General features: G+C 64.2%; 22 protein-coding genes. 12 read left to right on the plus strand and 10 right to left on the minus strand.

Annotation, left to right across the window (positions count from 1 at the left end; genetic code table 11):
- Window positions 1-46: 46 nt before the first annotated feature.
- On the plus strand, window positions 47-442 hold the full coding sequence (locus J0X25_RS22595; RefSeq protein WP_207289798.1) for a hypothetical protein: 396 nt from the start codon (window positions 47-49) through the stop codon (window positions 440-442).
- Here J0X25_RS22595 and J0X25_RS22600 read toward each other — a convergent pair.
- The 4 genes from J0X25_RS22600 to J0X25_RS22615 form a co-directional block, all read right to left on the minus strand.
- Entirely contained in the window at window positions 419-1,804 is a 1,386-nt protein-coding gene (locus J0X25_RS22600; RefSeq protein ID WP_207289800.1) for a DUF389 domain-containing protein, read from the minus strand. The genes J0X25_RS22595 and J0X25_RS22600 overlap by 24 nt on opposite strands.
- 272 nt (window positions 1,805-2,076) lie before the next feature.
- Window positions 2,077-2,700, minus strand: a complete 624-nt coding sequence (locus J0X25_RS22605; RefSeq protein WP_207289802.1) for an AIM24 family protein — start codon at window positions 2,698-2,700, stop codon at window positions 2,077-2,079.
- Window positions 2,701-2,817: 117 nt separating this feature from the next.
- Window positions 2,818-3,588, minus strand: a complete 771-nt coding sequence (locus tag J0X25_RS22610) for a hypothetical protein (protein WP_207289804.1) — start codon at window positions 3,586-3,588, stop codon at window positions 2,818-2,820.
- 198 nt (window positions 3,589-3,786) lie between these two features.
- Window positions 3,787-4,224, minus strand: coding sequence for a DUF4870 domain-containing protein (locus J0X25_RS22615; RefSeq protein ID WP_207289805.1), 438 nt, complete (start codon window positions 4,222-4,224; stop codon window positions 3,787-3,789).
- A 245-nt stretch (window positions 4,225-4,469) separates the two neighbouring features.
- Between J0X25_RS22615 and J0X25_RS22620 the strand changes: the two genes are divergently transcribed.
- From J0X25_RS22620 to J0X25_RS22665, 9 genes are all read left to right on the plus strand, one after another.
- Window positions 4,470-5,288, plus strand: a complete 819-nt coding sequence (locus J0X25_RS22620) for a helix-turn-helix transcriptional regulator (protein WP_486606261.1) — start codon at window positions 4,470-4,472, stop codon at window positions 5,286-5,288.
- A 134-nt stretch (window positions 5,289-5,422) separates the two neighbouring features.
- A complete protein-coding gene (locus J0X25_RS22625; RefSeq protein WP_207289809.1) occupies window positions 5,423-6,727 on the plus strand; it encodes an aryl-sulfate sulfotransferase in 1,305 nt (434 codons plus the stop codon).
- 220 nt (window positions 6,728-6,947) lie between these two features.
- A complete protein-coding gene (locus J0X25_RS22630) occupies window positions 6,948-8,198 on the plus strand; it encodes a zinc metalloprotease (protein ID WP_207289810.1) in 1,251 nt (416 codons plus the stop codon).
- A gap of 546 nt (window positions 8,199-8,744) precedes the next feature.
- Window positions 8,745-9,236, plus strand: coding sequence for a hypothetical protein (locus J0X25_RS22635; protein WP_226776989.1), 492 nt, complete (start codon window positions 8,745-8,747; stop codon window positions 9,234-9,236).
- A gap of 51 nt (window positions 9,237-9,287) precedes the next feature.
- Complete coding sequence (locus J0X25_RS22640) at window positions 9,288-9,557, plus strand: type II toxin-antitoxin system RelE family toxin (protein ID WP_207289814.1); 270 nt, start codon at window positions 9,288-9,290, stop codon at window positions 9,555-9,557.
- A gap of 315 nt (window positions 9,558-9,872) precedes the next feature.
- Window positions 9,873-11,273, plus strand: coding sequence for a hypothetical protein (locus J0X25_RS22645; RefSeq protein WP_207289815.1), 1,401 nt, complete (start codon window positions 9,873-9,875; stop codon window positions 11,271-11,273).
- Window positions 11,274-12,144: 871 nt separating this feature from the next.
- Complete coding sequence (locus J0X25_RS22655; RefSeq protein WP_207289817.1) at window positions 12,145-12,867, plus strand: glycosyltransferase; 723 nt, start codon at window positions 12,145-12,147, stop codon at window positions 12,865-12,867.
- 141 nt (window positions 12,868-13,008) lie between these two features.
- On the plus strand, window positions 13,009-13,401 hold the full coding sequence (locus tag J0X25_RS22660) for a pyridoxamine 5'-phosphate oxidase family protein (protein ID WP_207289818.1): 393 nt from the start codon (window positions 13,009-13,011) through the stop codon (window positions 13,399-13,401).
- 139 nt (window positions 13,402-13,540) lie between these two features.
- On the plus strand, window positions 13,541-13,942 hold the full coding sequence (locus J0X25_RS22665) for a hypothetical protein (protein ID WP_207289820.1): 402 nt from the start codon (window positions 13,541-13,543) through the stop codon (window positions 13,940-13,942).
- 108 nt (window positions 13,943-14,050) lie between these two features.
- Here J0X25_RS22665 and J0X25_RS22670 read toward each other — a convergent pair whose 3' ends face one another.
- Window positions 14,051-15,169 carry an NAD(P)/FAD-dependent oxidoreductase gene (locus tag J0X25_RS22670; protein ID WP_207289822.1) on the minus strand — a complete coding sequence of 373 codons (1,119 nt, stop codon included), beginning with the start codon at window positions 15,167-15,169 and terminating at the stop codon, window positions 14,051-14,053.
- A gap of 145 nt (window positions 15,170-15,314) precedes the next feature.
- Between J0X25_RS22670 and J0X25_RS22675 the strand changes: the two genes are divergently transcribed.
- The gene (locus J0X25_RS22675) at window positions 15,315-16,208 is read left to right on the plus strand and encodes an MBL fold metallo-hydrolase (RefSeq protein ID WP_207289823.1); all 894 of its coding nucleotides are present in this window, start codon (window positions 15,315-15,317) and stop codon (window positions 16,206-16,208) included.
- A 446-nt stretch (window positions 16,209-16,654) separates the two neighbouring features.
- Here the strand turns inward: J0X25_RS22675 and J0X25_RS22680 are convergent, their stop codons facing one another.
- The 5 genes from J0X25_RS22680 to J0X25_RS22700 form a co-directional block, all read right to left on the minus strand.
- Entirely contained in the window at window positions 16,655-17,722 is a 1,068-nt protein-coding gene (locus J0X25_RS22680) for a deoxyhypusine synthase (RefSeq protein ID WP_207289825.1), read from the minus strand.
- A gap of 107 nt (window positions 17,723-17,829) precedes the next feature.
- Window positions 17,830-19,206, minus strand: coding sequence for a hypothetical protein (locus J0X25_RS22685; protein ID WP_207289827.1), 1,377 nt, complete (start codon window positions 19,204-19,206; stop codon window positions 17,830-17,832).
- 273 nt (window positions 19,207-19,479) lie between these two features.
- Window positions 19,480-20,847 carry a hypothetical protein gene (locus tag J0X25_RS22690; RefSeq protein WP_207289828.1) on the minus strand — a complete coding sequence of 456 codons (1,368 nt, stop codon included), beginning with the start codon at window positions 20,845-20,847 and terminating at the stop codon, window positions 19,480-19,482.
- A 550-nt stretch (window positions 20,848-21,397) separates the two neighbouring features.
- Window positions 21,398-22,165, minus strand: a complete 768-nt coding sequence (locus J0X25_RS22695) for a Nif3-like dinuclear metal center hexameric protein (protein WP_207289833.1) — start codon at window positions 22,163-22,165, stop codon at window positions 21,398-21,400.
- Between the two features lie 108 nt (window positions 22,166-22,273).
- Window positions 22,274-24,727, minus strand: coding sequence for a cbb3-type cytochrome c oxidase subunit I (locus J0X25_RS22700; protein WP_207289834.1), 2,454 nt, complete (start codon window positions 24,725-24,727; stop codon window positions 22,274-22,276).
- Window positions 24,728-25,011: 284 nt separating this feature from the next.
- On the opposite strand from J0X25_RS22700, the gene J0X25_RS22705 reads away from it, so the two are divergent.
- A complete protein-coding gene (locus tag J0X25_RS22705; protein ID WP_207289835.1) occupies window positions 25,012-25,935 on the plus strand; it encodes an acetamidase/formamidase family protein in 924 nt (307 codons plus the stop codon).
- Window positions 25,936-25,996: the final 61 nt, after the last annotated feature.

Below are 25,996 nucleotides of genomic sequence, written 5' to 3' on the forward strand. Positions count from 1 at the left end.
CGAGCGAACCCAACGTTTTGAATCGCGCCGTCCAACGGGTCAGTCGATGGACGCCGAACGCTGGTGGCCGCCGTTCGTCGAGGTCGTCGCGCTCGTGTGGATCGTGCTGTTCGTCGTCGACGTCGCGGTCGGCTTCGATCTGCTCGCCGTCTCCGAGTCGCTCGCGACGGCGATCCGGGGCGTCCTCCAGTGGCTCCTCGTCGTCTTCCTCCTCGACGTCGCGCTCCTCTATCGGTGGTCCGAGCAGGGGCCGCGGGCGTTCGTCCGCTCGAACTGGTTCCTCATCCTCACCGTCGTCCCGTGGTTCCGACCGCTCCGGCTGTTCCGCATCGGGCGGTCGATCCGCGCGCTCCGGCTCCTCACCGGGTCGCGCCGGGTCGGCTCGTTCCTCAACAAGCTCCGGCGGAAGTGCCACAGTTTATGGCACCGACTGCGCGAATGAGGACCTCGCCGACCCCGGCAGCCACGCGTCGAGCGGCCACCACGCGCTCCGACCACTGTCGGTGGCTCCGACCGACGCCGCGCGCTGGTAGTCGACGAACCGGACGTCGACGTGGACGGATCGGCTCGTCTGGGAATCGATCTCGGTCTGGAGGTCCTCCGCCAGTCCCTCGTGCTCGAGGCCGCTCGTGCGCCCCACGGTCACCGTCACGGAGACCTCATCGCTGAACGCGCTCCCGTCGTTGTACTCGGTCTGGACGCCGGCGAGTTCCAGCGAACTGTACTCGGGCTCCTCGAGGACGTCCTGAACCTCGTTGTTCACCTGCTGTTCGAAGACGAGGTGCTGGTACGTCCCGAAGGCGGTCACCGCCACGACGACCAGAAACAGCAGGACGATGACGGCGTACGCGCCCGTGCGCAGCGAGACGGTGGCGTTCTCGCGGACGTTGCTGATGACCGACGAGCGGTAGCCGAGCGCGATGAGCGTGAGGTACGCGGTGAGGTTGATCAACACGATGTTCATCAGGAGCAGGACGATACCGCCGGCGACGATGAGCGGTTCGCCCCAGGCCGTGCCGATGCCGGCCGCGGCGGCCGCGGGAACGATGGCCGCCGCGACGGCGACGCCGGCCAACGAGACGGGAAGGTCGGTCGCGAGCGCGAGCGCCCCGGCGAATCCGGCCGCGATGGCGATGATGAGCGTCAGGAGGTTCGGCGTGGCGAACCCGCTCACCTGCCCGACGCGACCGACGTCCAGCGTCGCCTGGATGAATCCGGTCTGTTGCAAGAACACGCTCATCACGACCGCGCCGAGGTACGCGACGACGAGTCCCGTCACCTGCGACGTGGCGCTGTCGACGACCATCTCGCGGTCGCTGATGACGGCGCCGGCGCTCGCGGAGAGCGTCGACCCCGCGAACGGCGCGATCACCATCGCGCCCACGATGACGATGGCGGAGTCCAGCAGGAGGCCGGCCACCGCGACGATCGCGCTCGCGATCGCGAACGCGAGGTACGTCGCCGTCTCCGGCGTCAGGTCCTCCGCGCGCTCGCGGATCTCGACGTGCGAGGCGCCGCGCTCGCCCTTCGATCCCTCGACGTACCGGTCGGTCAACTCGTCGGCGTTCGGCACGGTCGCCCGGTCGACCTCCGTGACGACGGTGTACGTGTCGTCCGCGAGGCCGGCGTCGTACAGTCGCCCGAGGACCGTATCCACGGCGCCCGCCGGGACCGGGATGTTAGCCAGGCTCCCGTCCCGATGATCGTCCGCGTCGCTGAAGACGAACTCCACCTCCATCTCGGCGAGCGTCTCCCGAACCGCGTCGTGGTCGTCGCTGGGAACGAAGACCTGAATGAGTCGCATACCGACCGGTCAGCGGACACGCAATTTACTAACTGCCGACTACAGGTCATAACAGTGAGCATATGGGGCGCTCGAGGGCAGATAGTGTTATAGTAGTGACAGTGACGAACGGGGGTACAGCTGTGACAGTATCTAACGGGGTTAGAGCAGTGACAGTGTCGGACGGGATCCGAACTCCCCGAGTCCGCCGCGGCGGCCCGCGTCGCCCCTCTCTTTCGACGAGCATCGGATCACGAGCGATCCCGAGAACACGACGGGAGCCGCAACGGCCGTTACTCCTGGGGTTGGCGTTCCTCGTAGGGCTGGACGACGACGAACCCCTCGGTCCCGGAGAACTCGAGTTGGTACGTCTCGTCCGAGGACTGGCCGATCACGTTCGAGAGCGTCCTGTCGACGTGGCTGCCGGACGTGGTGCCGCTCCAGGCGACGGTCGCGCTGGGGTCGGTCCGGACCGGCGGTCGCAACACCAGCGGCTCGCCGTGGGTCGTGATCGCGACGCAGCCCGGTCCCACGAGGAAGACGTTGGTCAGGCCGCCCGCCGAGAACCCCGCGACGCTCTTGATCGTCCGGATCTCGTAGTTCACGCTCGATTCGAACGCGAGGACGTCGTTCCCGTTGACCGAAACATCTTCGCCCGCCTCGAGTTCGAGGAGCTGGATCTTCTTCTCCGCGTCGGCGAGGTAGAGGTGACCGCTGCCGGTCGCTTCCATCACCGACGTTCCCTCGGCGGACGACTTCCCCGCGAACGAGATGTCGCCGCTGTAGGCGATCATCGACCCCGCCTTCGCGATCACCGTGCCGTCTACCGTTACGTCCAGCAACTTGTCGTTCTCGAGTTGGAGTGCCTCGCCACCCTCTCTGGGTTCGTTCGCGGTGATGAATTCGTCGACGTTCATGGAATCCGAGCCCAATCGGCCCTACCGTCCCAGTAGCAGGAGCGTACTAAACAGTTGCGTATTGGTGACAATCGACACGCCGATGCCGTCGACCGGCGTTCGAACTGATCGGTCGACTCAGTTCGACTCGTACTCGACGAGTTCGACCTCGAGTTCGAGGTCGCCGTCAGCGGTGTAGGTAGCCGCGTAGGGGGCGATTCCGCCCGCCGAGATCCGGAGACAGCCCTGTTGGGTGAGTTCGCCGTCGACCGTCGTCTCGACGAAGGCGCACTCGAGCCCCGCGTAGGAGCGTTTCTCCGTGACCTCGGTGACCTGGGTCCCCTCGTCGGTGGTGGTCTGTTTCCGATTGCCGACCGTGGGGTCCGTAAAGCCCATCTCGAAGTAGTAGAGCAGGGAGACGCTCTGGAGCGCCAGCACCGGCGCGTGCGCCGGCGTGAGGAACAACTGGCCAGATATCTCGTCGGCGGGACCGGTTACCGTCGACTGGTACTGCTCGTCGCCGAACTCGTAGTTGACGCTCGCGGTCATCTCCTCGCCGGCGGCCTCGACGTCGTACACCAACCGTCCGGTGACCTGTTCGCCGGTTTCCTCGTCCATCCCCGCGAGGTCGAAGGCGTAGTAGCCCGGTTGGCTCAGGTCGAACCAGGCGTCGTCCGCGTCGGCCCCGTCGCCGAACATCGAGCCGGGGCCGACGTCGTCTGCACCACTGCCGTCATCCCCGTTTCCGCCGGTCGCACTGGTCTCGTCGCCCCCGTCACCGAGTCCGCCCATCCCGGTACAGCCCGCGAGGGCGACCGAGAGGACGACCGCCAGCGTCAGCAGGGTGCGTGCAGTCAGTCTCGTGTTCAGGAATCGATTCGGTCCGGATTCTCCGTTTGCGTTGTCCATGTGTTACGTCGTCCGTCCGTTCGCAGTTCGTTTCGACGGCGACTGATTCGACGGTTCGCGTGGCGCCTTCGTCGAGATCGCCGTCGCTCCAGTCCATCCCGAGAACGTCGCAAGAGGCGCACTCGAGCACCCGACCCGTCGTGCTCGCACGGCCAGCCGTCTTCGCCGTTACCCGTCGGCTCGAGGGATCCCCTCGTTTCAGACCAGTTTGTCGGCGATCCCGGCGGCCACTGGCAGTCGAGTCGTTTTCCCCCGGTACGCCGTGACCACGAGGTAGACCCAGATCGCGAACCCGCCGAGCACGAGTCCCAGCCAGACCACCCCGAGGAGCAACGAGATGATGCTCCCGACGACGAACGTGCTCGTACTGGCGAACATGACCGTCGTGAGGATCGTCCCGACGATACTCACGGCGAGATACGCCAGCAGGACCAGCCCGGAAACGACCATGCTCTGGACGGCGTGAAACCGCACGAACCGATCGTCTCCTTCGATCAGGAAGAGAATCAGTCCCGAGACGAACCCGAACAGGTACGAGAGCGCCCCCGCGACGTTCGCGTCGAGTCCCGATTCGGTTTCCGCCGGTTCCGCCGTGCGTTCGGCTTCGATATCGATGTCTTGTGTATTGCTTGCCATTGGTGATCTCAACGAGAGGACCCGCACCCGGTAGCGTCCCCCTCCATACCAGTCAGAAAGAGCGACAGTCAATTATATTAACCGAGTGGGATCGTTTCAACCCGTGAACTCGTCTCAACTCGTGAGACGATAGTCGGCGATGAGCGCATCTCGTCCCCGATCTAGCGGGAGTAGCGAGATATCGGCGTACCGACTCAGGAGCGGCGACTGACCAGTGGACTTAATATCACCATGCGTTACTTTTAGTGTGCGAATGGATAACGAGGACCTCATCGAACTCGTCAGGCAGAAGCCGGTGCTCGACGCGTTACGCGAGGGGGGGTGGACGGGATCGGCGAGCGCTGGAACGACACCTGAACGTCTCCCGGTCGACCGTCCACCGCTTCACGCGATCACTCAGGGACAGCGGCGTGATCGAACGCGCCGGCAACGAGTTCGTCCTCACGCCGCTGGGCGAGGTGGCCGCTCGAGAGGTCGCCGAGTTCCAGTCGACGATGGAGACGGCGTGGGAACTCGCCCCGATCCTCCGCGCCACCGCCAGCCACGACGTCGACGTCGATATCGAGGCGTTCGCGGGTGCGACCGTGACGGCCGCCGCGCCCGGGAACCCCTATCGTCCGGTGAACCGGTTCATGTCGCTGGTCGAACGGACCGAGACGTTACGTGGTCTCGATCCGGCCGCCATCAATCCGCTGCACGTGGACGAGCTGTACGAGCGCATCAGCACCGGGATGGAGACGGAGGCCGTCTATCCGTCGACAGTGGTCGAGGAGCTCCTGACGGCGAACCCGGATCGGTCGCTGACGGTCATCGAGAGCGGCAATCTGACGGTCTGGATCCACGACGACCTCCCGTTCGGACTGACGCTCTGTGACGACCGGATCGGCGTCGGCGTCTACGACGACGAGACGGGGCTGTTGCGCACGTACGTCGATACCGAGTCACCTGCCGCGCGCGAGTGGGCCGAGGACGTCTATACGACGTATCGCTCCGAAGCGACTCCCCTTACGGAGGCGTTCGATCTCTCTCGATTGTCGTCCGATTCGGCGGAGTCCGGTAGGTAACGCACCCGATAGCGCGTCGAATATCCTCGGTTCGATGAAAGAGTGGAACGCCTGACTTCCCACGGAGCCGTCGATTAGCGCTAAGTCTCTATCCGTGTACAGTTCCCACGACCCACTCCCGTGGATCGAACCGTATGAATCAGCGAACCCGCGTCACCGTCGCCACAGCAGTCATCGTCGTCCTGATCGCCTCGCTCGGGGTCCAGGCGGCCGTTATCGAACGCGAGCACAGGATCGTCAACGAGGACGAGCGGTATCCCGGGAACACGCTCGTCGGCGTCCATTCGTACGACGAGACCGGGCGGATCGTCGAGCTGACTCCCGACGGCGAGGTCGCCTGGGAGTGGTCGGTTCCCGAATCGCGGGTGTTCGGGGTCGAACAGCTCGACGAGGAGACGGTGCTGGCGGCCGTCGCCGTCAAGCGACTCGCCGAAAACTGCGACGAGGAGTACCTCGAGTACGAGGAGAAGGACGGCCACTGCGTCCACAACCGCGTCGTCGAGATCGACAAGGAGTCGGGCGAGGTCGTCTGGGAGTACGACTGGGGCGACGAGTTCATCGCCTGGCACGAGGTCCACGACGTCGAGCGACTCGAGAACGGCGAGACGGCGATCGTGGACATGGGGAACGATCGCGCGTTCACCGTCGACCGCGACGGCGAGATCACCTGGGAGTGGCACGCCGAAGACCACCTGACGCCCGGCACGCCGTTCTACGACGAGTACGGCGGCCCCGAAAAGGAGGGGGAACACGACGACTGGACCCACATGAACGACATCGACCGCCTCGAGAACGGTAACTTCCAGCTGAGCATCCGCAACTTCGACGTGATCATCGAGGTCGATCCGGAGACCGACGAGGTGGTCGACGTCATCGGCGAGCCCGGAAACCACGACGTACTGGACAAACAGCACAACCCCCACCGCATCGAAGATCAGGGGACGATGGTCGTCGCCGACAGCGAGAACGGCCGCGTCATCGAACTCGACGTCGAGTCCGAAGAGCGCATCTGGCGCTACACCGGCCCCGCGAGCGACTCCCTCCAGTGGCCTCGAGACGCGGACCGGCTCCCCAACGGCAACACGCTCATCACCGACTCCCGGAACAACCGCGTGCTCGAGGTCGATCCCGACGGCGAGATCGTCTGGCAGTTCGGCGATCCCGACGGGACGGTCATTCCGTTAGCGTACGAAGCCGATCGCATCGGCGCCGGCGAACAGTCGGACGTCCCGCCGGGGAGCGAACTGACCGCGGTCGAGGACGAACCCGGCGCCGTCACGGCGACGATTCGCGAGTGGGAGGCCCTGGCCCAGTACGTCTTCCCGACGTGGATGCACCTCCCGCAGATTCTCCACGTCGTCGGCATCGCCCTCGGGGTCCTGTGGCTCTGTGTGGAGGGGGCCGTCGTCGGCTGGCGTCGGTTCACCGGCAGTCGGTGAGTAGAGACGGAGGCGTCGGGGTTGCGATCGTCCTGATTTCGGTGGTGGGTCTCGAGGCGTTCACGTCGGTCGATGGGAAACCGTTCGCTAAATCGAATTGGATGACACCGCGCTCTCAGTACGCTTCGAATTCGGCAGGGTCGGGTCGGTCCGTCGCACGATACTCACACGGAGACGCCGCCACCAGCCGTTAAGAACGTCCACGGTGAACCGTCGGACGATGTCTCGTTCTCGATCGGGCGACCGCGACGATCCGACGCTCGTGGCGGCCGAGCGCGAGGGGTCGACCGGGCTGCAGATCGACGTGGGGGTGCTGGTCGCGCACGCGCCGAGAACCGACCCGGACCGGCTCCAGTCGTTTGCGGCGCAAGCGGCCGAGGATACGGTCGACGAACTCGCGTCGGTCACGGACGTCACCTGGCGGTTCTACCTCGGAGACGCGGTCACGCTCGCGGACAACGACAGCCGGCGGCCCTCGGAGTTCCTCGACCGCGCCACGCACCAGATGGTCGAGGGGCCGTACGACTTCGTCCTCGTCGTGACGGACGTGTCGCTCGTCTCGAGCACGGAGCGGTTCGTCCCCGGACTGGCGTCGCCGCTCTCTCGCGTCGCGATCGTCTCGACGGACCACCTCCGCAGTGCGCCCCGGAACGAACCGCGGCGCTCGCTCGAGGACGCCGCCGTCCGCTGGAACGCGGCGACGCTCGTGGTCCACCTCGTCGGGCACATGCTGGGCGCTCGCCATCGCGACGCCGACGGGGGCGTCATGGAGCCGTTCGAGTTCGATCCGGACCGACGGGCCGTGCCGCCGGTCGACGCGGACGTCGAGCGGGATCTCCATCGGATCGCCGGGGAGCTCTCGGCGGCCGAGGCCCGCCCGCGCGGCCCGGGAGAGCGGCTCGCCTTCCACGCGGCCAGCGCCGTCCGAAACCCCGGACGGATCCTGCAGGCGCTCGGGAACAGCCGGGCGCCGTTGTTGCCGCTCTCGTTACCGAAGCTATCGACGGCCGCGCTGGCACCGACGCTCGTCATCGTCTTCAGCGCCGAATCCTGGGACGTCGGCTTCCACATGACCAACGTGACGGCGGCGCTGTTCGCGGCCGTCAGTATCCTCACTGCGACGCTCTACCTCCTGTTCGTCCAGAACCTCTCATTCCCGCGGAAGCGACATCGGATCGTCACCGAACACACGGCCCTGGTCAACGTCACGGTCTTTTTCGTCCTCCTGCTGGCGATGGTCGGCCTTTTCGCGCTCGTGTGGGCGATCATCCTCGTCATCGAACTGGTCGTCTTCCCGCCGAATCTGATGTCCAACTGGCCGAGCCTCGAGGAGCCGTCCGTGGGCTTCGTCGATCTCGTCCGGACCGGCGCGTTCATCAGCACCATCGGGGTCCTCTCGGGCGCGTTGGCGGGCGGGCTCGAGAGCCGGCTCATCATCAGCCACCTCGCGCTGTTTCCCGATCGGCCGTAGTTTTCGAACTCGAGTTCGAATTCGAGGTTTTTCTTGGGGAAGTGACAGTAACTCAATAGACTTGATACTCGAATAGGAACGGCTCAAGAGATCGATTGTTTCGAGAAAACGCGATCGGCGCTCGATGCTGTTCGCGACTTGAGGAGGCGGACACAAACAAGTCAGAGGTCATGACTGAGACGCTTGACGGCGTGCGGAGCGGCCAGTCGTTCTTTGCCCGTTGGGGAGACGCACGGGAGGTGACAAGGGGTGGGGCGATCACGGCCTCTAACAGCGATCGCTCACCAGGGTTTAAGTAGGATATACAGGCGGTTTTCGCCGATAACTCCCAATACTGATAGATTCCATCGAAGGGGGGTCGGAATGCGCGCGCAAGTTCGGGCGAGCGCGCGCGCTCGCGCGTGAAACGCGCGCACGTCGACCCCCCGGTTCAGCCAAATCACTAATATAAGATACCATAGTATAATCGCGATCTTTCGCTCTAGGACCTCTATACAGGGTTTACGCGGTTTTAACCCCTTTCCACGGTAAGTGTATATCGGAGTCATGACGTGCCTACCGTACGCGGCTGATCTCGATCGCACCGTACTCGATACCTGGACCGTCGACGACTCGAACGACTGGTGGACCGGTCTCGTCCACGACCGCGACCACGACACGGGCGAGAGACGGCTACGGCTGGAGCGCTGGGTCGACAACGGTAACAGCTGCAGTAATCCGCACACGTGGCGTGTGCGGCCGGACTTCTGGGAGGCGGAACGCGACGCTGTCGCAACGTTCGAACGGCGGGGTGGCCGGTCGCCGCCGGCACGGCTCCCGATCGATAACCGGCTGACGCCGCTGGAGTACACGTGCATCCGCAAGGACGACACGCGCTGGGTTGCGGTCGTCCGCGTTGACCGGCCGTACAAGAGCCCGTGTATTCGTCTCTACCACTGGAACCCGGCTGACGCTGCGCTCCGGCAGAAGTGGACTGTCGGCCGTCACTGGGCGGAGCTGAAAGACCTCGCAACGCGGCAGCTGCGGCCGGTGGCGTAGACGATGTACTGGACGTTCCAACCGCAGTCGGACACGAGTTCATCCACGCGTATGCCCTACGAGATCGTCTTTACGGCGGACGGTAGCGAGGCGTTCAACACGCTTGAGCACACGGAGCAGCGCCAGGTACGCAAGAAGCTCGTCCAGATCGCGTACTGCGAGTACCGGAATCCCCGGGACTGGGATTACCAGGAGATGGACGGCTGTGCTGACGGCCGATTCAAGGTCGGGAGCGGGCTCCGGGTGTTCGCTGATATTGATGATCGTGCTGGTGTGATCCGGATACGTTCCGTTGGGCGCCGGGAGAACCTCTACACGTAGGTGCCCCCCGGCGCCTCGTTCCATGTGCGAAGACCGGTTCGGTGGTGGACCCGGAAACGATGGCGGTGAAGCGGCCGCGGGAGATCGCAGAGGCCGCGTATTTCTACCCGAAGTACGAGCCGAACAGCTGACGGTTTTTCTGATGGATTAAGAAGGATCGAGGGAGTTGTTACTGTGATATCGCGATATCCCCTTCGAGAATGGCTTCGCCGCGGATCAGGGAGAGGCTTCAACGGAGCAGTCACTGAACTTGCGAGGATCGGAGTCGTAGTTTCTTCCCCCGTATTTCTTGTATTATTGCCACTTAGGTGGCTTATGGCGGATGACGATCTATCAGAGGCGTTTGAAGGGATGGATCCCGAGGAACAATGGCAGACCTTTTTGGAGCTTGCAGAGGAGCAGCCGATTCTCAAGGAGTCGCTACAGTCGGCAATCAAACATGCTGCAGCACAGGATCTCGTCGAATCCGACCCAGAGGTTGTCGAACCCCTCATGCGGTCATTATACCTGATTTCTGTTGTCTCACTCAGCGAGATTAATTATTTCATCGAGCACAATGAGGGCGTATCGGACGTATATCAGAAGGTTCTCGAAGATTTTGAAGAGGAACGCGTATCTGACAAGTTAGTTGCTCATCATGCTGCTGCAGTTGAGCCTGTACATGAGAAAATCGATGAGCTCATTGAGATGCGCAAACGGGAGATATACGGCAATAAATTCGAGGACATACGCGAGATCCAAGACTCAGACAGGGAGGACAAAGAAGATATCATCGAGTCGATTAAGGAGTCTTTCCGAGAAAATGAAGAAAACGAGGAGCTGTTTGAGGAGATCAACCGCTTAGAGGGGTGGAAAGATCGGATAGCAGAGTTTCCGTGTAGTGTAGGGGATATTCGGGAGATAAACGAGGATTTTGGGGCAGTGAGTGGGGACGAGCATTTCTACCAGAAGCACTATGCAGTGATGATATGTGACCCTGAGTATCATACGCGGATCTTCACGTTTGAACCGAAATACCAGGAGTATCCGCTTCGGTGGATGGCACATCTCACAACGTACGAACACCGGGCTTACTACAGACAGTTCAAAGATGACGCGTTAGACGACACTGTATTGACGGATCCGGTCACGGAGGAATATCTCGATGCTGTTGTTGAAAAAGCCCTGAAGTTGCCGTTCTTCCAGGAGCGTTCTGATTTCATCGAAGAAGCCGTTGATAATCATGCCGCGGGCCGATATGCATCTTCAATCTGTGTTCTTTTCCCCCAGATCGAAGCGTTCACCTGGGTTTATGCTGCGTTCTTGGATGAAAAGGGCATTAAAGATATTTTCATCGACATAGATGTCTCAGAGGATGGGTTTTGGAACTTCAATCCGCGTGACTATGACGATATCACAGTGCGAAATGAGAATGGGAACGAGATGGTTATCAACAGCATAAAGCAATTAGTCTCACAGACGGCATTGAATCAGCATCTGTATAGCGATGTTGTCGAGTATTTCGTCAACGAATTGTTTGAAGAACGGAACCCTGTTCTTCATGGAAACACCACTGATTACAATACAGAAGTTAACTCCGCGAAGAAGCTTATATTCTTCCGGAATTTTGTGGAGAAATTTTCGAGTGATTTGACTGATCCGTCACACTGGATTGATGACGTAGATCAAGATATCGATGTTGATTGGCAAGATGTCCTCACAACAGATGAAGAGTGAACGCGGTTGAAATAGGAGTTATCGCTGCAGGGTGTCACCCTTTGCAGTGCGTTCTACCGGGAGAAACGGACGCCTCTGGTGGTCCGAACGTTCGGACTGTCGGCATACAGCGTGAGCCGGTTAGACAGTTGTCTGTCGGGGTTTAAGACCGGCGAAATGAACTAAGGGAAACCGCGTATAGCTGATATCAGTTATGTGGCCTCGGCACTCATAGGGCTCGTCACTACCGGGTGCCGAGTCCGGCTCGGAGCGAGTGAATCGTCATCGGCCATGCGAGACTAGCCCTGCCGCTCCCAAGACGGTTTGGATCAGTATCGAAAATGCCGCTCGAGAGTTACAAACCGGACGCCGACTGCGCGAAGGCGGTGTTGAACTCGTCGATCAGATTCTGCAGTTGGGAGGTTTTCCGGCGGGAGAACGTCTGCGGCGACGTTTCGACGGCCGTTCGCGGGTCGGTCCGCTCGGTCGGCGACGGTCGTGTCGTGGTTCGATTAGGCTGCGGTTCGGGTTCGCGTCGGGTCTGTAGGTTTTGGGTGCTCATGTCGGTCGTGTTCGGAGTGGGTTGGTGGGAGGCGATACGGGGGTTCGTCGGCGGTAGAGGGGGTGATTTTACGCTACTACGTGTACGACCGACATCTGTACTACCCCCTATAGGCCCCTTGGTTATAAAAGTTCATGATAGACAATGATGCTGCCCTCGGATGTGTGAAAACAAGTGTCTAGAACACACGTCCCAGAGTCAGTGTGATCAACGCACACGGCCCCGAACGGTCACGACGGTGACTCGAGACTCGCCCGCCCACCACCGCCCACGAAGCCGAACGGCGGCAAGTTAAGACCGCCGAACGCGACCCCTCGAGTAAGATTCGCGATGGGCGACGGGAACGACGAGCGGACGGCGAGCGACGAGCGGGACGACAGCACCGGCGCACCCCCGGCACCAGACGTGAGCTTCGTGATCCCGGCGAAAAACGAGGCCGACTACCTCCGCAGCGCGCTGGCGAGCATCGCGGGGCTGGACACGGCGTACGAGATCGAGGTACTCGTCGTCGACGGCAACTCGAGCGACGGGACGCGGGCGATCGCCCGCGAGTACGGCGCGACCGTCCTCGAGGAGGGCGGCGCGAGCATCGCGGCGGCCCGAAACCTCGGCGCGGCCCGCGCCGCCGGCGAGTGGCTGGCGTTCGTCGACGCCGACACGGAACTGCGGGCGAACTACCTCACCGAACTCGTGGGCTACCTCGAGGCGAACGGGCTGGCCGCGGCGAGTTCCTACTGTCGGATCACGGGGCCGCGCCGGGCGAAGCTGATGGAGGCGACGATCAACCACGTCTTCTCGCGGCTCGAGCGACCCGTTCTACCGGGGTTCAACTGCGTCGTCCACCGGCGGGCGTTCGAGGATATCGGCGGGTTTCCCGAGGTGCCGAACGAGGACACGGCGTTCAGCCGCCGCATCGGCCGCCGGTATCCGACGGGCTACTGTCCGACCGTCCTGGTCGAGAGTTCGGGCCGGCGGATCGCCGACCACGGGCTGACGGGAACGCTGTGGCACTACCTCCGACTGGACGTCGGGCGACTCCGCGCGAACTACTGACGGCGAGAGGCGCTGCAGGCCCGCCGTCGGTCACGTCGTTCACGTCGTTCACGTCGATCGCGTCGTTCGCTCCGATCGCGTGGGTTCGCGCCGGCACGGGCATGGCGTCCGTTTTTTGCCGTTCCCGTCGCCGATACGACCGTGTCGACCGTCCCCGAGGAAGCCGAACGCTTGCTCGAGAGCGAGCCGGTGATGGCCCATCTGGGCACCTGCGTCGAGGGGCGGCCCCACGTCGCCCCGGTCTGGTACCGGTACGTCCCCGAGGAGGAGGTCGTCGAGATCGTCACGACGGGCCGAAAGCTGGCGAACATCCGGCAGAACCCCCGCGTCTCGCTCTCGATTCAGAAAGACGAGGCAGGCAAGACCCGCTGGATGGTGTCGCTGCTGGGCACCGCGACCGTCGTCGACGACCCCGACGAGACGGCTGCGGCGCGGCGCCGAATCAACGAGAAGTACGACGCGGAGCCGGCGGCCTACGCCGAGAACACGCTCGTCCAGGTCGCGGTCGGGTCGGCAAGTTATCGGACGTATTGACAGTCGTCTCGAATCGGTCCGAAGGTCAGTCATGTACAGCTAGTGTCATACCAGCGCGATTTCTCCACGTATCTTGTAACTCAGTTCCTCACATTACTGGAATACATACGTCTTCGACTCGAACCCGTTACTACCCACTATGAGGACTGCCCATCACGAAAACGGTGAGCAGGTTATCGAGAATTGGAACGCCGTTTTCAAAGCGCTCTCGGCTGAGCCGCGTCGTCAACTTATCGTTTCCCTGTTAAATGCGTCCCCGGACGAATCGGTTCCATTGCCAGAAAGCGCGATAATGCCGAACGTTCCGCCAGATCCGGAAACCCTTCGGATGGAATTACACCACACTCATCTGCCGCTGTTAACGAATAGGGGATTCGTTACGTGGGACACGGACCCGTTGGTCGCTGCTCGTGGCCCCCGGTTCGATGAAGTAGCAGTGGTGTTCGAAGCGCTCCATTCAGAAGCAACCGCTATTCCCGATTCATTGGTCGTCGGCTGTCAACGACTCGAGGAAGAACAGCAGAACAACGTCGATCTCTAGAGGAAAAACGCCCCGATGAGTATGCCTACAACAGGGCCGTGACGTGCCGACCAAGGATTCGGAAGCGAGGTAGACCGCGGATTCGGACGCGAGGTTCGGCATCACCGCTCACTCGCGACCCGGCGACGGTCCGCGCAGTCCCGGATGCGTCTCGAGTTCTCGTACGCGTCGCATCTGGGCGCGCAGATCCGCCGCGCTGCCCGGAACCTCGAGGTCGTCACCGTCTCCGCTACTATCAGCTTCACTCGCCTCGAGTTCCGCCGTCGACTTCGGAAACGGTCGGAGGTCCTTGTGGAGCGCCAGCCCCGCGTAGGCACCGTCGCCGATGGCGATGGTGGTCTGGTTCTGCCCGTGAGTGACGTCGCCGACCGCGTAGACGCCGTCGACGCTGGTTTCGCGGGCCTCGTCGACGGCGATGGCACCGTCCTCGCGCAGCTCGCAGCCCAGTTCCGTGGCCAGATCGGCGTTGTACGCGGAGCCGTACATCGCGAAGCCGCCCAGATACTCTCGTTGGGTGCCGTCGGCCAGCTCGAGGCCGCCGATCCACGGCCGCTCGTCGTCGGCGACGTGCTCGTCCGCGTAGGCCGAGACGACGGCCGTATCGATCACGTCGACCGGGTGGGCCTCGAGTTGCCGCTGGGTCTCCTCGTCCCACTCGGGCTCGCGGTCGTCCAGCAGGAGGTCGACGTCGGCGGTGAAGTTGAGCATCGACATCGCGACGTGGGCCGCGCTTTCGGTGTGACCCAGCACGAACACCGACCCGTCGCCCAGCGTGTACGCGTCGCAGTGGAGACAGTAGTGCAGTCCCCGGCCCGTAAACCGCTCGAGTTCCGGCACGTCCGGGCTGCGGTCGCGAAAGCCAGTCGCGAAGACGACCCGCCGGGCGTCGACGGTTGCGTGGGTGGACTCGAGGCGAAACCGCGGGCCATCGGTGTCGCTACCGTCGTCCGGGTCGGTCTCCAGCCGCGACACCGACTCGACGGCATCGGGGAAGAAGTCCCCGCCGTAGTGCTCGAGTTGGTCGACCGCGTGGATCGCTAACTGCTCGCCGGAGACGTTCTCCGAGACGCCCAGCAGGTTGTGGACGTGACTGACCCTCGCGTGGCGGCCGCCCTCCTTCTCGAAGACGGCCGTGCGGTGGCCCAGTCGGGTCGCGTAGAGCGCGGTCGTCAAACCGGCGGGACCGCCGCCGATCACGACGACCTCGTACTCGAGGTGATCCGTCATACGCGTCGGAGGGTATCCAGCGGGTTGAGGCTGGGCCGTGAATATGCGGTCGCGGCGATTCCGCACGCGTCAGTCCTACCAGCGACAGCGAGAGTCTTGCGCAGGTCGAAAGGGGTTGAAACGGGTCCGCGGTGGAGCGACGAGTATGAGTCTGGACCACGCCGTCGACCTCGAGTTGCCGACCGCGGAGGCGGCCGAACCCGCCGACCTCGAGCACGGCTCGATCTTCTTCGTCGGAACGGCCACGGTGATCCTCGAGTACGCCGGCTTCACGATCCTCACGGATCCGAACTTCCTCCACAGCGCCGATCACGTCCACCTGGGCTACGGGATCAAATCCCGCCGGCGGACCGATCCCGCCCTCGAGATCGAGGATCTGCCGCCGATCGACTTCGTCCTCCTCTCGCACTACCACGGCGACCACTTCGATCGGGTGGCGGAGGCGAAACTCGACAAAGATCTGCCGATCGTCACGACCCCGCACGCGGCGAGCGAACTGGCCGACAAGGGCTTTCGCGAGACCCGTCCGCTCGAGACGTGGGACGAATGTCGGATCCGGAAGGGCGAGGCCGAACTGACGATCACCGCGATGCCCGGCCGTCACGGCCCGCCAGTCCTCTCGAAGGGGCTGCCGCCGGTGATGGGCAGCATGCTCGAGTTCCGACCCGCCGACGAGGAGGCGCACCCCGATGATCCGCCGCTGCTCCGGCTGTATATCTCGGGCGACACGCTCGTCTACGACGCCCTCGAGGAGATCCCCGAGCGCTACCCCGAAATCGACCTCGCCCTGCTCCATCTGGGCGGGACGCGGGTTCTGGGCGTCCTCCTGACGATGGACGCCGCGCAGGGCGTCGAGGCGGTGGATCTGATCGACGCCGACACCGCGATTCCGATCCACTACAACGACTACGAGGTGTTCCGGTCGCCGCTGTCGAACTTCAAGCAGGCGATCCGGAAGGCGGGGCTCGAGGACAAGGTAGAGTACCTCGAGCACGGCGAGACGTTCGAGTTCGAATCGTCGTCGAACCGTCGCAGCTAGGCGTTCGGTGAACGGGGCGGGGAGTGTCGCGACTCACAGTCTCACGCTGGCTCGTATACCCGATGTGCGGTGGCGCGCACCGTCGGTCGGCCGAGCGAAGCGAGGTCGACCGACGACTGCGTGCGAGGGATGAGCGAAGGAACAACGTGACTGAGCGAATCGGCTGGGGAGGGAGTGGCAATCCCCGGTTGCCACGATAGCAGAGGCACTACGCTCCGCTCAGTTGATCCCAATACCACCGACGCATTTGATAGCAGGGCCGACGAAGAGCGTCCGACTCGTGCTGGCGGCAGGGAATCGCCACACCCTCCCCAGCCGATTCGCTCCCTTCGGTCGCTCATCCCTCGCGCAGTTTCGAACCACAGTTCGCTGCCCGCTCACTGTGGTTCAGCGCGCGCCACCGCACGTAGAACGATCGGTTCCGACATCACACGAGCGTCGTCCGATTAGTTCTCGAGTCGCTCGAGCGCCGCGGCGACCACCAGCGGGAACGTGATCGTCGCGTCGGCGTAGACCGAGACGTTCTCGGCGTCCTTCTCGAGTTTGCCCCACGAGCGGGCTTCGTCCAGCGTCGCGCCGGAGAGGCCGCCGGTCTGCTTGGGATCCATCGTCAGCTGGACGGCGTAATCGTAGGCGTCGGGCGAGACGAGCATCGTCTGGAGGGTGAAGTTCTTGGGGACGCCGCCGCCGACGACGAAGGCGCCGGCCTCGTCGGCGTGGAAAGCGATGTCGGTCAGCGGCGTCATATCTGCCAGCGCGTCCAGCGTGAACGGGCCGGTCTGGGAGTACATCCAGGCCTGCAAGCCGAGCACGGAGTCCTGCACGGCGGGACAGTAGATCGGCACGCCGTTCTCGTAGGCCGCGGCGGCGATGCCGGGCCCCTCGTCGACGTCGTCGCGGTCATTGACCTCGGCGTTGGCGCGCCCCAACTCCTCCGTGAGTCGCTGAATCGAGACCGTCCCCTCGTCTTCGCACTCGGCCTCGAGCACCGGAAAGACCTCCTCGCGCAGGTGGCTCTCGAAATCCGCGAAGTGTTCCTGCGGAAGGTAGACGTTGTAGATCCGGTCGACGCCCTCGTCGCGCAGCGTCTCGTCGTGTTCGCGCTCGGTCTTCCCCTCGGCGTGGACCTGGCCGTGGTGGTGTTTGCCGCCGATGGCCTCGATGGAGTCGTGGGTGAGGTTCGCGCCGGTCGTCACGAGGACGTCGATGTGGCCCTCGCGGATCAGATCGGCGACGATGCGCCGCATCCCCGTGGGGACCATCGCGCCCGCGAGGCCGAAGAAGACGGTCACGTCGTCGTCGAACATCGCCTCGGTGACGTCGACGGCCTCGTGGAGGTCCGCCGCGCCGACGCCGGCGTCGCCGTAGGCGTCGGCCAGTTCGCCGACGGTCATCCCCGCGCGGACCTCGGCGTGGCCCACCGGGTCGTGGGAGAACGTCCCCCGCTCCGGCTCGTGGTGTCCGTTCCCGTCGCCGTCGGCCGCGTCGCTGCCCTGATCGTGCTCCTCGCTCATGGCCTCGAGTGCGGGCGCCAGCGGTTTGAACGTCGCGATCCGTCGAAATTGTCGTGATCCGTCGAAACGGTCGCGGGCCAACCCCCAGTCCCGCCGTCAACGGAGGCTTACGACCGCCAGCCGAGCGCCACCGTGTTGAACACCCAGGGAACGATCGGCAGGAAGCAGGGAGAGCCGGTCGCGCTGTCCGCCACGTCGATCCGCTCGCCGTCGGCCCGGAGTTCGACGGTGACCTGCCCGTCCGGAGCGGTGACGGCGAAGGACGTTTCGCTCCGGGCCGGAACGGTTAGTTCGCCCCCGTCGTCCGCGTCCGACTCGTCGACCTGGACGGACGACGACGTCCGCGGTTCCGCGCTCGCGTTCCCGTCCGCAGTCGCGTTCCCGTCCGCGGTCGCATTCCCGTCCGTACTCGAGTGCGACGGGCCGTCGACGATTTCGCCGAAGACCTCCCGCTGACACGCATCGTAGTCCGGGTTGGAGGCGGAGACGTCGCCGTCGTACGGCAGGCGCGCCGCCCCCTCCGCGAACGCGTCCGCGTGGACGGCGATCGCATCGTCCGGGACGGCGTCGCTCTCCTCGATGTCAATAACGCGCTCGCCGTCCACGGGGCCGAAGAACTCGATGACGTTCCCGATGCCGCCGTCCGCCGCGACGAACGTCGCGTCGATGCCGACGTCGGCAAAGTCGCCGACCACGCGCACTCGCTGGCAATCGAGGAACTCGATCGACTCTTCGAGGGCCGTTCCGTCGTCGGTATCACCAGATTCCGCTCCGCTGTCGATATCGCCGGACTCCGATCCGTCGTCGGTATCGCCGGACGACGTTTCAGTATCGGTGTCGCCGGATTCCGTACCGCTATCGGTATCACCGGGCTCCGATCCGTCGTCGGTCGCGCCGGACTCCGTTCCGCCGTCGGTTTCCTCGAGGAACTCCGTCCGGCAGGTCTCGTACTCCGGATTGGACGCCGCGACGTCGCCCGTCCCGAGAACGCGGGGGCCGTCCACGAACGCCTCCGCCGTCGCGATCACGGCGTCGTCGGGCACGTGATCGATCTCGTCGACCGAGAACGTCCGTTCCCCGTCGACCGAGCCGATGGGTTCGATGACGTTCCCGATGCCGCCGTCGTCGGCGACGAAGCGCGCGTCGACGAGCACGTCGTCGAAGTCGCCGACGACGCGGACGGTTCGGCAGTCGACGAACTCGATCGTCTCCCGCGAGGAGACGCGACGCCATTCGAGGGTCACCGGCTCAGACCCGTCGTTGACGGCGTGGAAGACGGCGGCGTCGCGGCGCTCGTCGACGCACTTCGGCACGAGTCGAACGTCCGCGGCGTCGCCACCGTCGCCCGCGTCGGAGTCGGTCCCGGTCGTTTGGTCCTCCTGGGCGCTCGCGCTCGAGAGCGCCAACGAACCGCCGCCGATCGCCGCGCCAGTCGTTCCGAGGGCTGTCAGATAGTCGCGTCTAGAGTGGGGATTTCGTTTCATGGTCACTGCGCCCGAAGGCGGCTTCGGGTATCCGAACGGTCGGCCGACGATGACTATTGTTATCTCCGACCTGTAACCGTTCAAGACGAACTAGGGAGCGATTCCGACCCGGCACTCGCGGAGCAGGGCCGCCCTGTCGACGGCGCGCCGAGATACCGACGTCGATTCCGTGAGTCGGAGTTACTGACCGCCTACGGGGTCGATCAGTCGGTCCCTACCGGCACTCGAGTCGAAAAAGAAGCGCGTCCGAACCGGGTCGAAGGCGACTCGCGCTCAGCAGTCCCCGTCGCACTCCGTGTCCGCGTCGGCCTTCACCGTCGCGACCTCCTCGCCGTCGTAGGTGAGCGAGACGTAGGTCTTCTGATCCTCGAGAGCGGTGACCCAGAACGTCTCGGAGTCCTTCCCGTCGACGTAGCACTTGCCGCCCTGACCGTCGCCCTGAACGGTCCAGTTGGTCTTCACCTTCTGCTTGCTGTCGTTGGTGACGCGGAACTTCACTTCCGTGGCCTTCGTGACGCCCGTCTCATCGTCCGCGCCGTCCTCGTCGTCCCCGTCACCGTCGTCGATCGTGAAGTCGACGGTGGTGGTTTCGCCGGCGCTCTGGCTGTTCAGCGTGTAGGTGGCCTCGTAGTCACCCGCGTCCTCGGGGTTCTGGACGTCCTCGAGGACGACCTCGATTTCGTCACCTTCCTCGAGGGAGTAACTGCCGCCGAAGCCGAGCGTGAGCGTCGCTCCGTCGTTCGAGGCGCTGACTTCGTCGAGGTCGTCCGTCACGTCTTCGCCGTTCCGTCGGACAGCCACGTCCCCGTCCCCGACGTTCGAGACGTCGGCGCCGGTTCCCTGGAAGTCGGCGACGATATCGTTCAAGGAGTCGCCGGCGTTGTCGCTTCCGACCGTCAGAGTCGTCGTGTACGTCGCGGTCGCACCGGGTTCGGACGGCGAGACCGTGTCCCCGTCGCCGCCGTTCTCATCGGTATCGTTCTCGGTCTCTCGCTTGCGCATGCGGTAACAGACCGCCTCGAGGTCGATCTCGTCCGCGGGGGAGTACTCCTCGCAGTCGAGTTTCTCGACGTCGACGGCGGCGACCTTCTTCCCGTCGTGGTAGAGCGTGACGGTCGCGTCCTTCGAGAGGACGTCGGCGCGGAAGGTCTCCGACGCTCCCTTCGGAACCGTCAGTTTGCCTTCCAGCGTGTAGTCGCCCTCGTCAGTGCCGTTCGAGTAGTCGCCGTTGTCGTCGTCATCATCGTCATCGTCGCCGTCGTCGTCGACCTCCTGGCCGTCCTCGATGGTCTCGCCGTCCGGATCGAAGTCCTCGTCGACGTCGCCGTCGTCCGCGTCGGTATCGGTCCCGTCGACGACGGAACGGCCGAGATCGACCGTCCAGTTGACCTTCGCGGCCGCGCCCGTCTCGTTGCTGACGCGGAACTCGGCCGTGCCCTTCTCGTAGCAGACGAGCCCCAGTTCGAAGCGGCCCTTCTTGCTGGTGACCGTCTCGCCGTCGGTCGCGTCGTCGGTCTTGTTCTTCGAGTCCTCGCCGGCCACGGCGCTCGAGACGCCGAGCGCACCGCCGCCGAGCAGGGTTCCCGCAGCGCCGATTCCGAGTAAACTCTCCCGTCGTGATAATGAATTGAACTTATCCATGGTTGTTCCAACCGACGATCCATCGTCCGTGACCGTCGGTTCGGGAGGATACTCCGTGGAATACGACTATTGTTATTAGACGACTATGTCTACGTCACGAAATCCATACGCTCTGGATCGTTTCGAGAGCGAATATGAATAGTATCCGTTAAACCGAACGCAGTATTCGCTCGCGGAGTGAAAGCAAAATAAGCCGTAACCCGCCAGCTACTGTTGGGAGAAACACACGATCCGACACCGAATCAGCCGCGTCTCCGTCGGCGATCGTCGGTCGCAACCCGAGGCGACCGCAGAACGCGTGGACGAGTCGCGAGAGGCTCCGTACTCACGAAGTCGGTCGTGAGCGCCGATCCGCACACCGGTCGAAAACGTCGATACCGTTTCTGTCACGGCGTTTGCGGACCCGGTCGACAGTCGCTATCGCGGCGGCCGTTCGGAAGCGCGACCGGATCGCCGACGGTACGCCGGTAATACTGACCGTAACCGGTGCGTTCGGCCCCGGGCAAACCGTCACAGGAGACCAACCTGGGCGGCGATCGATCGCCGGCGATCAGAGCCCGGTCGGCACCTCGAGGTAACTCGTCTCGAGGCCCCACTCCCCGGCCAGGTCCTGCAGCGCCCGGACGCCGAACGTCTCGGTCGCGTAGTGGCCCGCCAGGACGACGTGGATGCCCGCCTCCCGGGCCTCGTGGTAGGCCTGCTGTTTCCCCTCGCCGGTCACCAGCGCGTCCGCGCCGGCCGCGACGGCCTCGTCGAGCCAGTCGGTGCCGCTGCCGGTGACGATCGCCACGTCCTCGATCTCCTCGGGGCCGAAGTCGAGCACCTGAACGGGCTGGCCGCCGGTCTCGAGTTCCCCTGCGAGTCGCTCGCGGAGTTCGTCGGGCGTGTAGGCTTCGCCGGCCGTCCCGCGCTGGCCGACGTATTCGGGCCCGAGTTCGCCGAACGGGCTCCGATCCTCGAGTCCGAGCACGTCGGCGACGCCGGCGGCGTTGCCCAGTTCTTGGTGGCCGTCCAGCGGGAGATGGGAGACGTACAGCGCGAGGTCGTGCTCGATCAGCGGCGCGAGCCGGTCGTAGGTGCGACCGGTTACGCGGTCGAAGCCGCCCCACGAGATCCCGTGGTGGGTGACCAGCAGATCCGCGTCGGCCTCGATCGCCGCCTCGAACGTCTCCCGGACGCCGTCGACGGCGAACGCGACGCGCTCGATCTCGGCCTCGTCCGGGCCGACCTGCAGGCCGTTCGCGCTGGCGTCGAGGTCGGCGTAGTCGGCGGTTCGAAGCTCGTCGTCGAGTCGGTCGACGACCGTCGAGAGTTCCATGGCTGGCCGTTCGGCGAGGGTATCCTTGTATCCGGCTGGTTCCCGGTGCCGATCGCTGTCGGCAGCGAGTGCGGCGGAACGGGGAGAACGAAGCCCCGTAGTGGGGCCCTACATCAGGTAGAACAGCGGGAAGAGGATCACCCAGACGATGTCGACGAAGTGCCAGTAGAGGCCGAAGAACTCCACCGGCCGGTTGTCCTCGAGGTAGGCGTCGACCGTGGCGATCCGGTAGAACATGAATCCGGCGATCAACATCCCGAGGATGACGTGGAGCGCGTGGAGTCCGGTCGTCACGAAGTACGTCGAGTACTGCAGTTCGGAGAACCAGTAGATGCCGTGGCCGAACTCGTAGGCCCACTCCCATCCCTTGACCGCCAGGAACGTCAGCCCGAGCAGCAGCGTCGCGCCCATCGACGCGAGCAGTCCCCGTTTGTTGTTACGCTCGGCGAAGACGAGCGCGAGGATGACCGTGAAACTCGAGGTCAACAGGACGTAGGTGTTGAAGAGGCCGACCAACGACGACGGCGGCACCGCCTCCCAGGCGTCCCAGCCGGCGTGGAGCCGCGCGAAGACGTACGCCCCGATCGCACCGCCGAAGACGACGACGTCCGACGCCAGGAAGAACCAGACGCCGAGCTTCGTGGTTCCGACCCCCTCGAAGGGCCAGCGGCTGGCGATGGGCATGTCGGGGGCGTGGAACCGTTCGCGGCCGTACTCGAAGAGCGTGTAGCCCAGAATCGCGACACCGAGCACCGTCAGGATCGGATAGAGGATCGTCCGCTCGGCGCTGGTTCCGACGAGGCCCTCGGCGGCCGCGCCGGTTCCCCGCGCGAACTCGACCACGTAGGGCGTCAGTCCGGTCAGCCCGAGGAAGAACACGAAGATTCCGAACCCGATCCCCAGCGGCCAGATACTGGCGTGATCGGCGTGTTCCTCGTGACTCACCGTTTCGGTCGTCACGCCGCCGTCGGTCGCCGCGTCGTCCACGAACTCGAGGCGACCGCTGGCGTAGCTCGGGCGGTCCGGCCAGTTCTCCAGGGGCGGCGGCGAGCCGGTCGCCCACTCGGCGGTGCGGGAGTACGTCCAGGGGTTGTCGGGGGCGTCGGGCCCCGAGAGCAGGCTCTTGCCGAGCGCGTAGAACGTGATCAGGAAGGAGGCGCCGAAGACGAAGGCCCCGACGGTCGACAGCTGGTGGTAAAGCTGGGTGCTCTCGGGGTAGGTGAAGACGCGGCGGGGCGTCTCCCAGGCGAGGAACATCGGGAAGTACAGCAGGTTGAATCCGACGAAAAAGACGGCGAAGTTGAGTTTCCCCAGCGTCTCCGAGTACATCTTCCCGGTGATCTTGGGCCACCAGTAGTAGAGGCCGCCGACCAGCGCGGTGACCCCCGAGACCATCACGTAGTGGAAGTGCGCGACGACCCAGTAGGTGCCCCGGAACTCGTAGTCCAGCACGACGGCGCCGAGGAAGACTCCGGTGATGCCCCCGAGGATGAACAGTACCAGTGCCCCCATCGAAAACAGGAACGGCGTGGTGAACCGCACGCGCCCCTTGACCATCGTATAGATCAGCGAGAATATCATCAGGTCGAACGGCAGCGAGATCCCGATGGTCGTCGCCATGAACAACGTCTTGATCTCGAGGTTGATCGTCGTCAGAAACATGTGGTGCATCCAGACCAGGAACGACTGGACCGCGACGAGGACCATCGCGATGATGACCCACTTGCGGCCGACCAGTCGCCGTCCCGTGAACGTCTGGAACGTCTCGAACAGGATTCCGAGCGCGGGGAAGAAGACGATGTACACCTCCGGATGCCCGAAGAACCAGAACAGGTGCGCCCACAGCAGACTCGAGCCCTGATCGGTCGCGAAGTACTGCGTGAGGAGGAGCCGATCGCTCGCGAGAAGCAGGAGAGCGGCGAGCAACGCCGCGAACGCGAACAGCATCATCCAGATGGTCAGCAGCCACCCCCAGGTGAACAGCGGCATGTTCCACAGCCCCAGTCCCTCGGCGCGAGAGCGATGAATCGTCGTGAGGAAGTTCACCGTCCCGATCGTGATCGAGAAGACGAACAGGAGCAGCGCGAGGATCGTCGCGTTCCCGCCGGTCGTCGCCTCCATCGCCGGATGGTACATCGGCACGTTCAGCGGGGCGTACATGTACCAGCCGCCCGCGAACGCGTGGCCCTGGAAGAACGAGATGGCGACCAGGATACCCGAGAACAGGTAGAACCAGTAGCTCATGGCGTTCAGTCGCGGGAAGGCCAGATCCTTCGCCCCGATCTGCAGCGGGACGAGATAGTTGGCGAAGCCGGTCGCGATCGGCGAGAGGAACCAGAAGACCATCAACAGCCCGTGGTTGGTCACCGACTGGTTGAAATCGGTGGCCGAGAGCAGTCCCGTCCCCCCGGCCTGCCACAGGTGAGCGCGGAACAACAACGCGAGGACGCCACCGAGCAGCAGGAAGAACAGCGACGTCACCAGATAGAGGATGCCGACGTCCTTGTGGTTGGTCGTGACCAGCCACCGTTTGACTGTCGTCCGCGGCGGTAGGTCACTCATCGGGATTCCCCCGCTGTCCGGTGCTGGCGCCGGTTCGTCGCAGTACTCGTGGTCCCGATTCCCCCCGGCGAGACGTCGCTCTGCCACCACGTGTGGGAACCATTAGCGATAACTCTCGGACAGTACGCTGTATCAAGCTGTCCGGTGCAGTTGCAAGGTTTCGGCGGGCCGAGCGTGACGATACCGTTCGACCGAACCGGTACACGAATCGCGATCGGTCGCCGAGGCCTCGAGTCGGCGCCGCGATCGCCGTGCTTACCGGTGTCGTCACCGAACGACGAACCATGGGACGAGAGATCGTCTCTCACGAGGACGGTGCGATATACGAGTTCGCGCCGGATCTCGAGGGAGTCACCACGGTCGAATCGGGCGCGCAATTGACGATCGAGACGCGGGACAGTCTCGACGGCGCGGTGCAGGCGGAATCGGACCTGCTCGAGTCGGTGCCCGAGGAGGTCAACGCCGCGACGGGACCGATCGCGGTCGAGGACGCGTCCCCAGGCGACGTCCTCCGCGTCGAAATCGAGGCGATCCGCCTCGCCGAGGACCGGGGCCGGGTAATCACTATCGAGGGATTCGGCTTGCTCGACGGTCACGAGGGGATCGAGGCGCCCCGAACGCGGATCACGCCCGTCGAAGACGGCGGGAGCGGGAGCCAGCACGTCCTCGAGTTCGGCGACCTCGAGGTGCCCGTCGACCCCGTCATCGGAACGATCGGGGTCGCGCCGGCCGGCGACTCGTACACGACGCTGGTTCCCCACGACCACGGCGGCAACCTCGATACGACGGACGTGACGGCGGGGAACGCGATCTACTTCCCCGTCTTGCAGGAGGGCGCCTTACTCGCGATGGGCGACTGCAAGGCCGCGATGGCCGACGGCGAGATGTGCGGGACCGGGTCGGAGATCGCCACCGAGATCGACGCGACCGTCGAGGTGATCGAAGACCCTGACGTGGACCTCGAGCGACCGCTGGTCGAGACCCCCGACGCCTGGAAGCCGATCGCCAGCGCCGAGACGCTCGAGGCGGCCTGCGAACTCGCGAACGAGGACGCGATCGAGTTGCTGGCGGCCGAACACGGCGTCGACCGCACGGACGCCTACCTGCTCTCGAGTCTCGTCGGAGGACTGGAGATCAGTCAGGTGGTCGATCCGCTGGTAACGGTGCGAAACGCGGTGCCGAAGGAGTACCTCTCCGATCCGTTTTGAGGCCAGAGTCGGGAGAACAGCCCCGATCGGCCGCCGCCACTGGCCGTCGCCGCTACTGACC

The organism is Haloterrigena alkaliphila, assembly GCF_017352155.2.
GTDB lineage: Archaea > Halobacteriota > Halobacteria > Halobacteriales > Natrialbaceae > Haloterrigena > Haloterrigena alkaliphila.

Excerpts from the sequence above, each read along its gene's own strand:
- J0X25_RS22595 (WP_207289798.1), top strand. The coding sequence starts at position 47 with ATGGACGCCGAACGCTGGTGGCCGCCGTTCGTCGAGGTCGTCGCGCTC.
- J0X25_RS22600 (WP_207289800.1), bottom strand. The coding sequence starts at position 1,804 with ATGCGACTCATTCAGGTCTTCGTTCCCAGCGACGACCACGACGCGGTT.
- J0X25_RS22605 (WP_207289802.1), bottom strand. The coding sequence starts at position 2,700 with ATGAACGTCGACGAATTCATCACCGCGAACGAACCCAGAGAGGGTGGC.
- J0X25_RS22610 (WP_207289804.1), bottom strand. The coding sequence starts at position 3,588 with ATGGACAACGCAAACGGAGAATCCGGACCGAATCGATTCCTGAACACG.
- J0X25_RS22615 (WP_207289805.1), bottom strand. The coding sequence starts at position 4,224 with ATGGCAAGCAATACACAAGACATCGATATCGAAGCCGAACGCACGGCG.
- J0X25_RS22625 (WP_207289809.1), top strand. The coding sequence starts at position 5,423 with ATGAATCAGCGAACCCGCGTCACCGTCGCCACAGCAGTCATCGTCGTC.
- J0X25_RS22630 (WP_207289810.1), top strand. The coding sequence starts at position 6,948 with ATGTCTCGTTCTCGATCGGGCGACCGCGACGATCCGACGCTCGTGGCG.
- J0X25_RS22635 (WP_226776989.1), top strand. The coding sequence starts at position 8,745 with ATGACGTGCCTACCGTACGCGGCTGATCTCGATCGCACCGTACTCGAT.
- J0X25_RS22640 (WP_207289814.1), top strand. The coding sequence starts at position 9,288 with ATGCCCTACGAGATCGTCTTTACGGCGGACGGTAGCGAGGCGTTCAAC.
- J0X25_RS22645 (WP_207289815.1), top strand. The coding sequence starts at position 9,873 with ATGGCGGATGACGATCTATCAGAGGCGTTTGAAGGGATGGATCCCGAG.
- J0X25_RS22655 (WP_207289817.1), top strand. The coding sequence starts at position 12,145 with ATGGGCGACGGGAACGACGAGCGGACGGCGAGCGACGAGCGGGACGAC.
- J0X25_RS22665 (WP_207289820.1), top strand. The coding sequence starts at position 13,541 with ATGAGGACTGCCCATCACGAAAACGGTGAGCAGGTTATCGAGAATTGG.
- J0X25_RS22670 (WP_207289822.1), bottom strand. The coding sequence starts at position 15,169 with ATGACGGATCACCTCGAGTACGAGGTCGTCGTGATCGGCGGCGGTCCC.
- J0X25_RS22675 (WP_207289823.1), top strand. The coding sequence starts at position 15,315 with ATGAGTCTGGACCACGCCGTCGACCTCGAGTTGCCGACCGCGGAGGCG.
- J0X25_RS22680 (WP_207289825.1), bottom strand. The coding sequence starts at position 17,722 with ATGAGCGAGGAGCACGATCAGGGCAGCGACGCGGCCGACGGCGACGGG.
- J0X25_RS22685 (WP_207289827.1), bottom strand. The coding sequence starts at position 19,206 with ATGAAACGAAATCCCCACTCTAGACGCGACTATCTGACAGCCCTCGGA.
- J0X25_RS22690 (WP_207289828.1), bottom strand. The coding sequence starts at position 20,847 with ATGGATAAGTTCAATTCATTATCACGACGGGAGAGTTTACTCGGAATC.
- J0X25_RS22695 (WP_207289833.1), bottom strand. The coding sequence starts at position 22,165 with ATGGAACTCTCGACGGTCGTCGACCGACTCGACGACGAGCTTCGAACC.
- J0X25_RS22700 (WP_207289834.1), bottom strand. The coding sequence starts at position 24,727 with ATGAGTGACCTACCGCCGCGGACGACAGTCAAACGGTGGCTGGTCACG.
- J0X25_RS22705 (WP_207289835.1), top strand. The coding sequence starts at position 25,012 with ATGGGACGAGAGATCGTCTCTCACGAGGACGGTGCGATATACGAGTTC.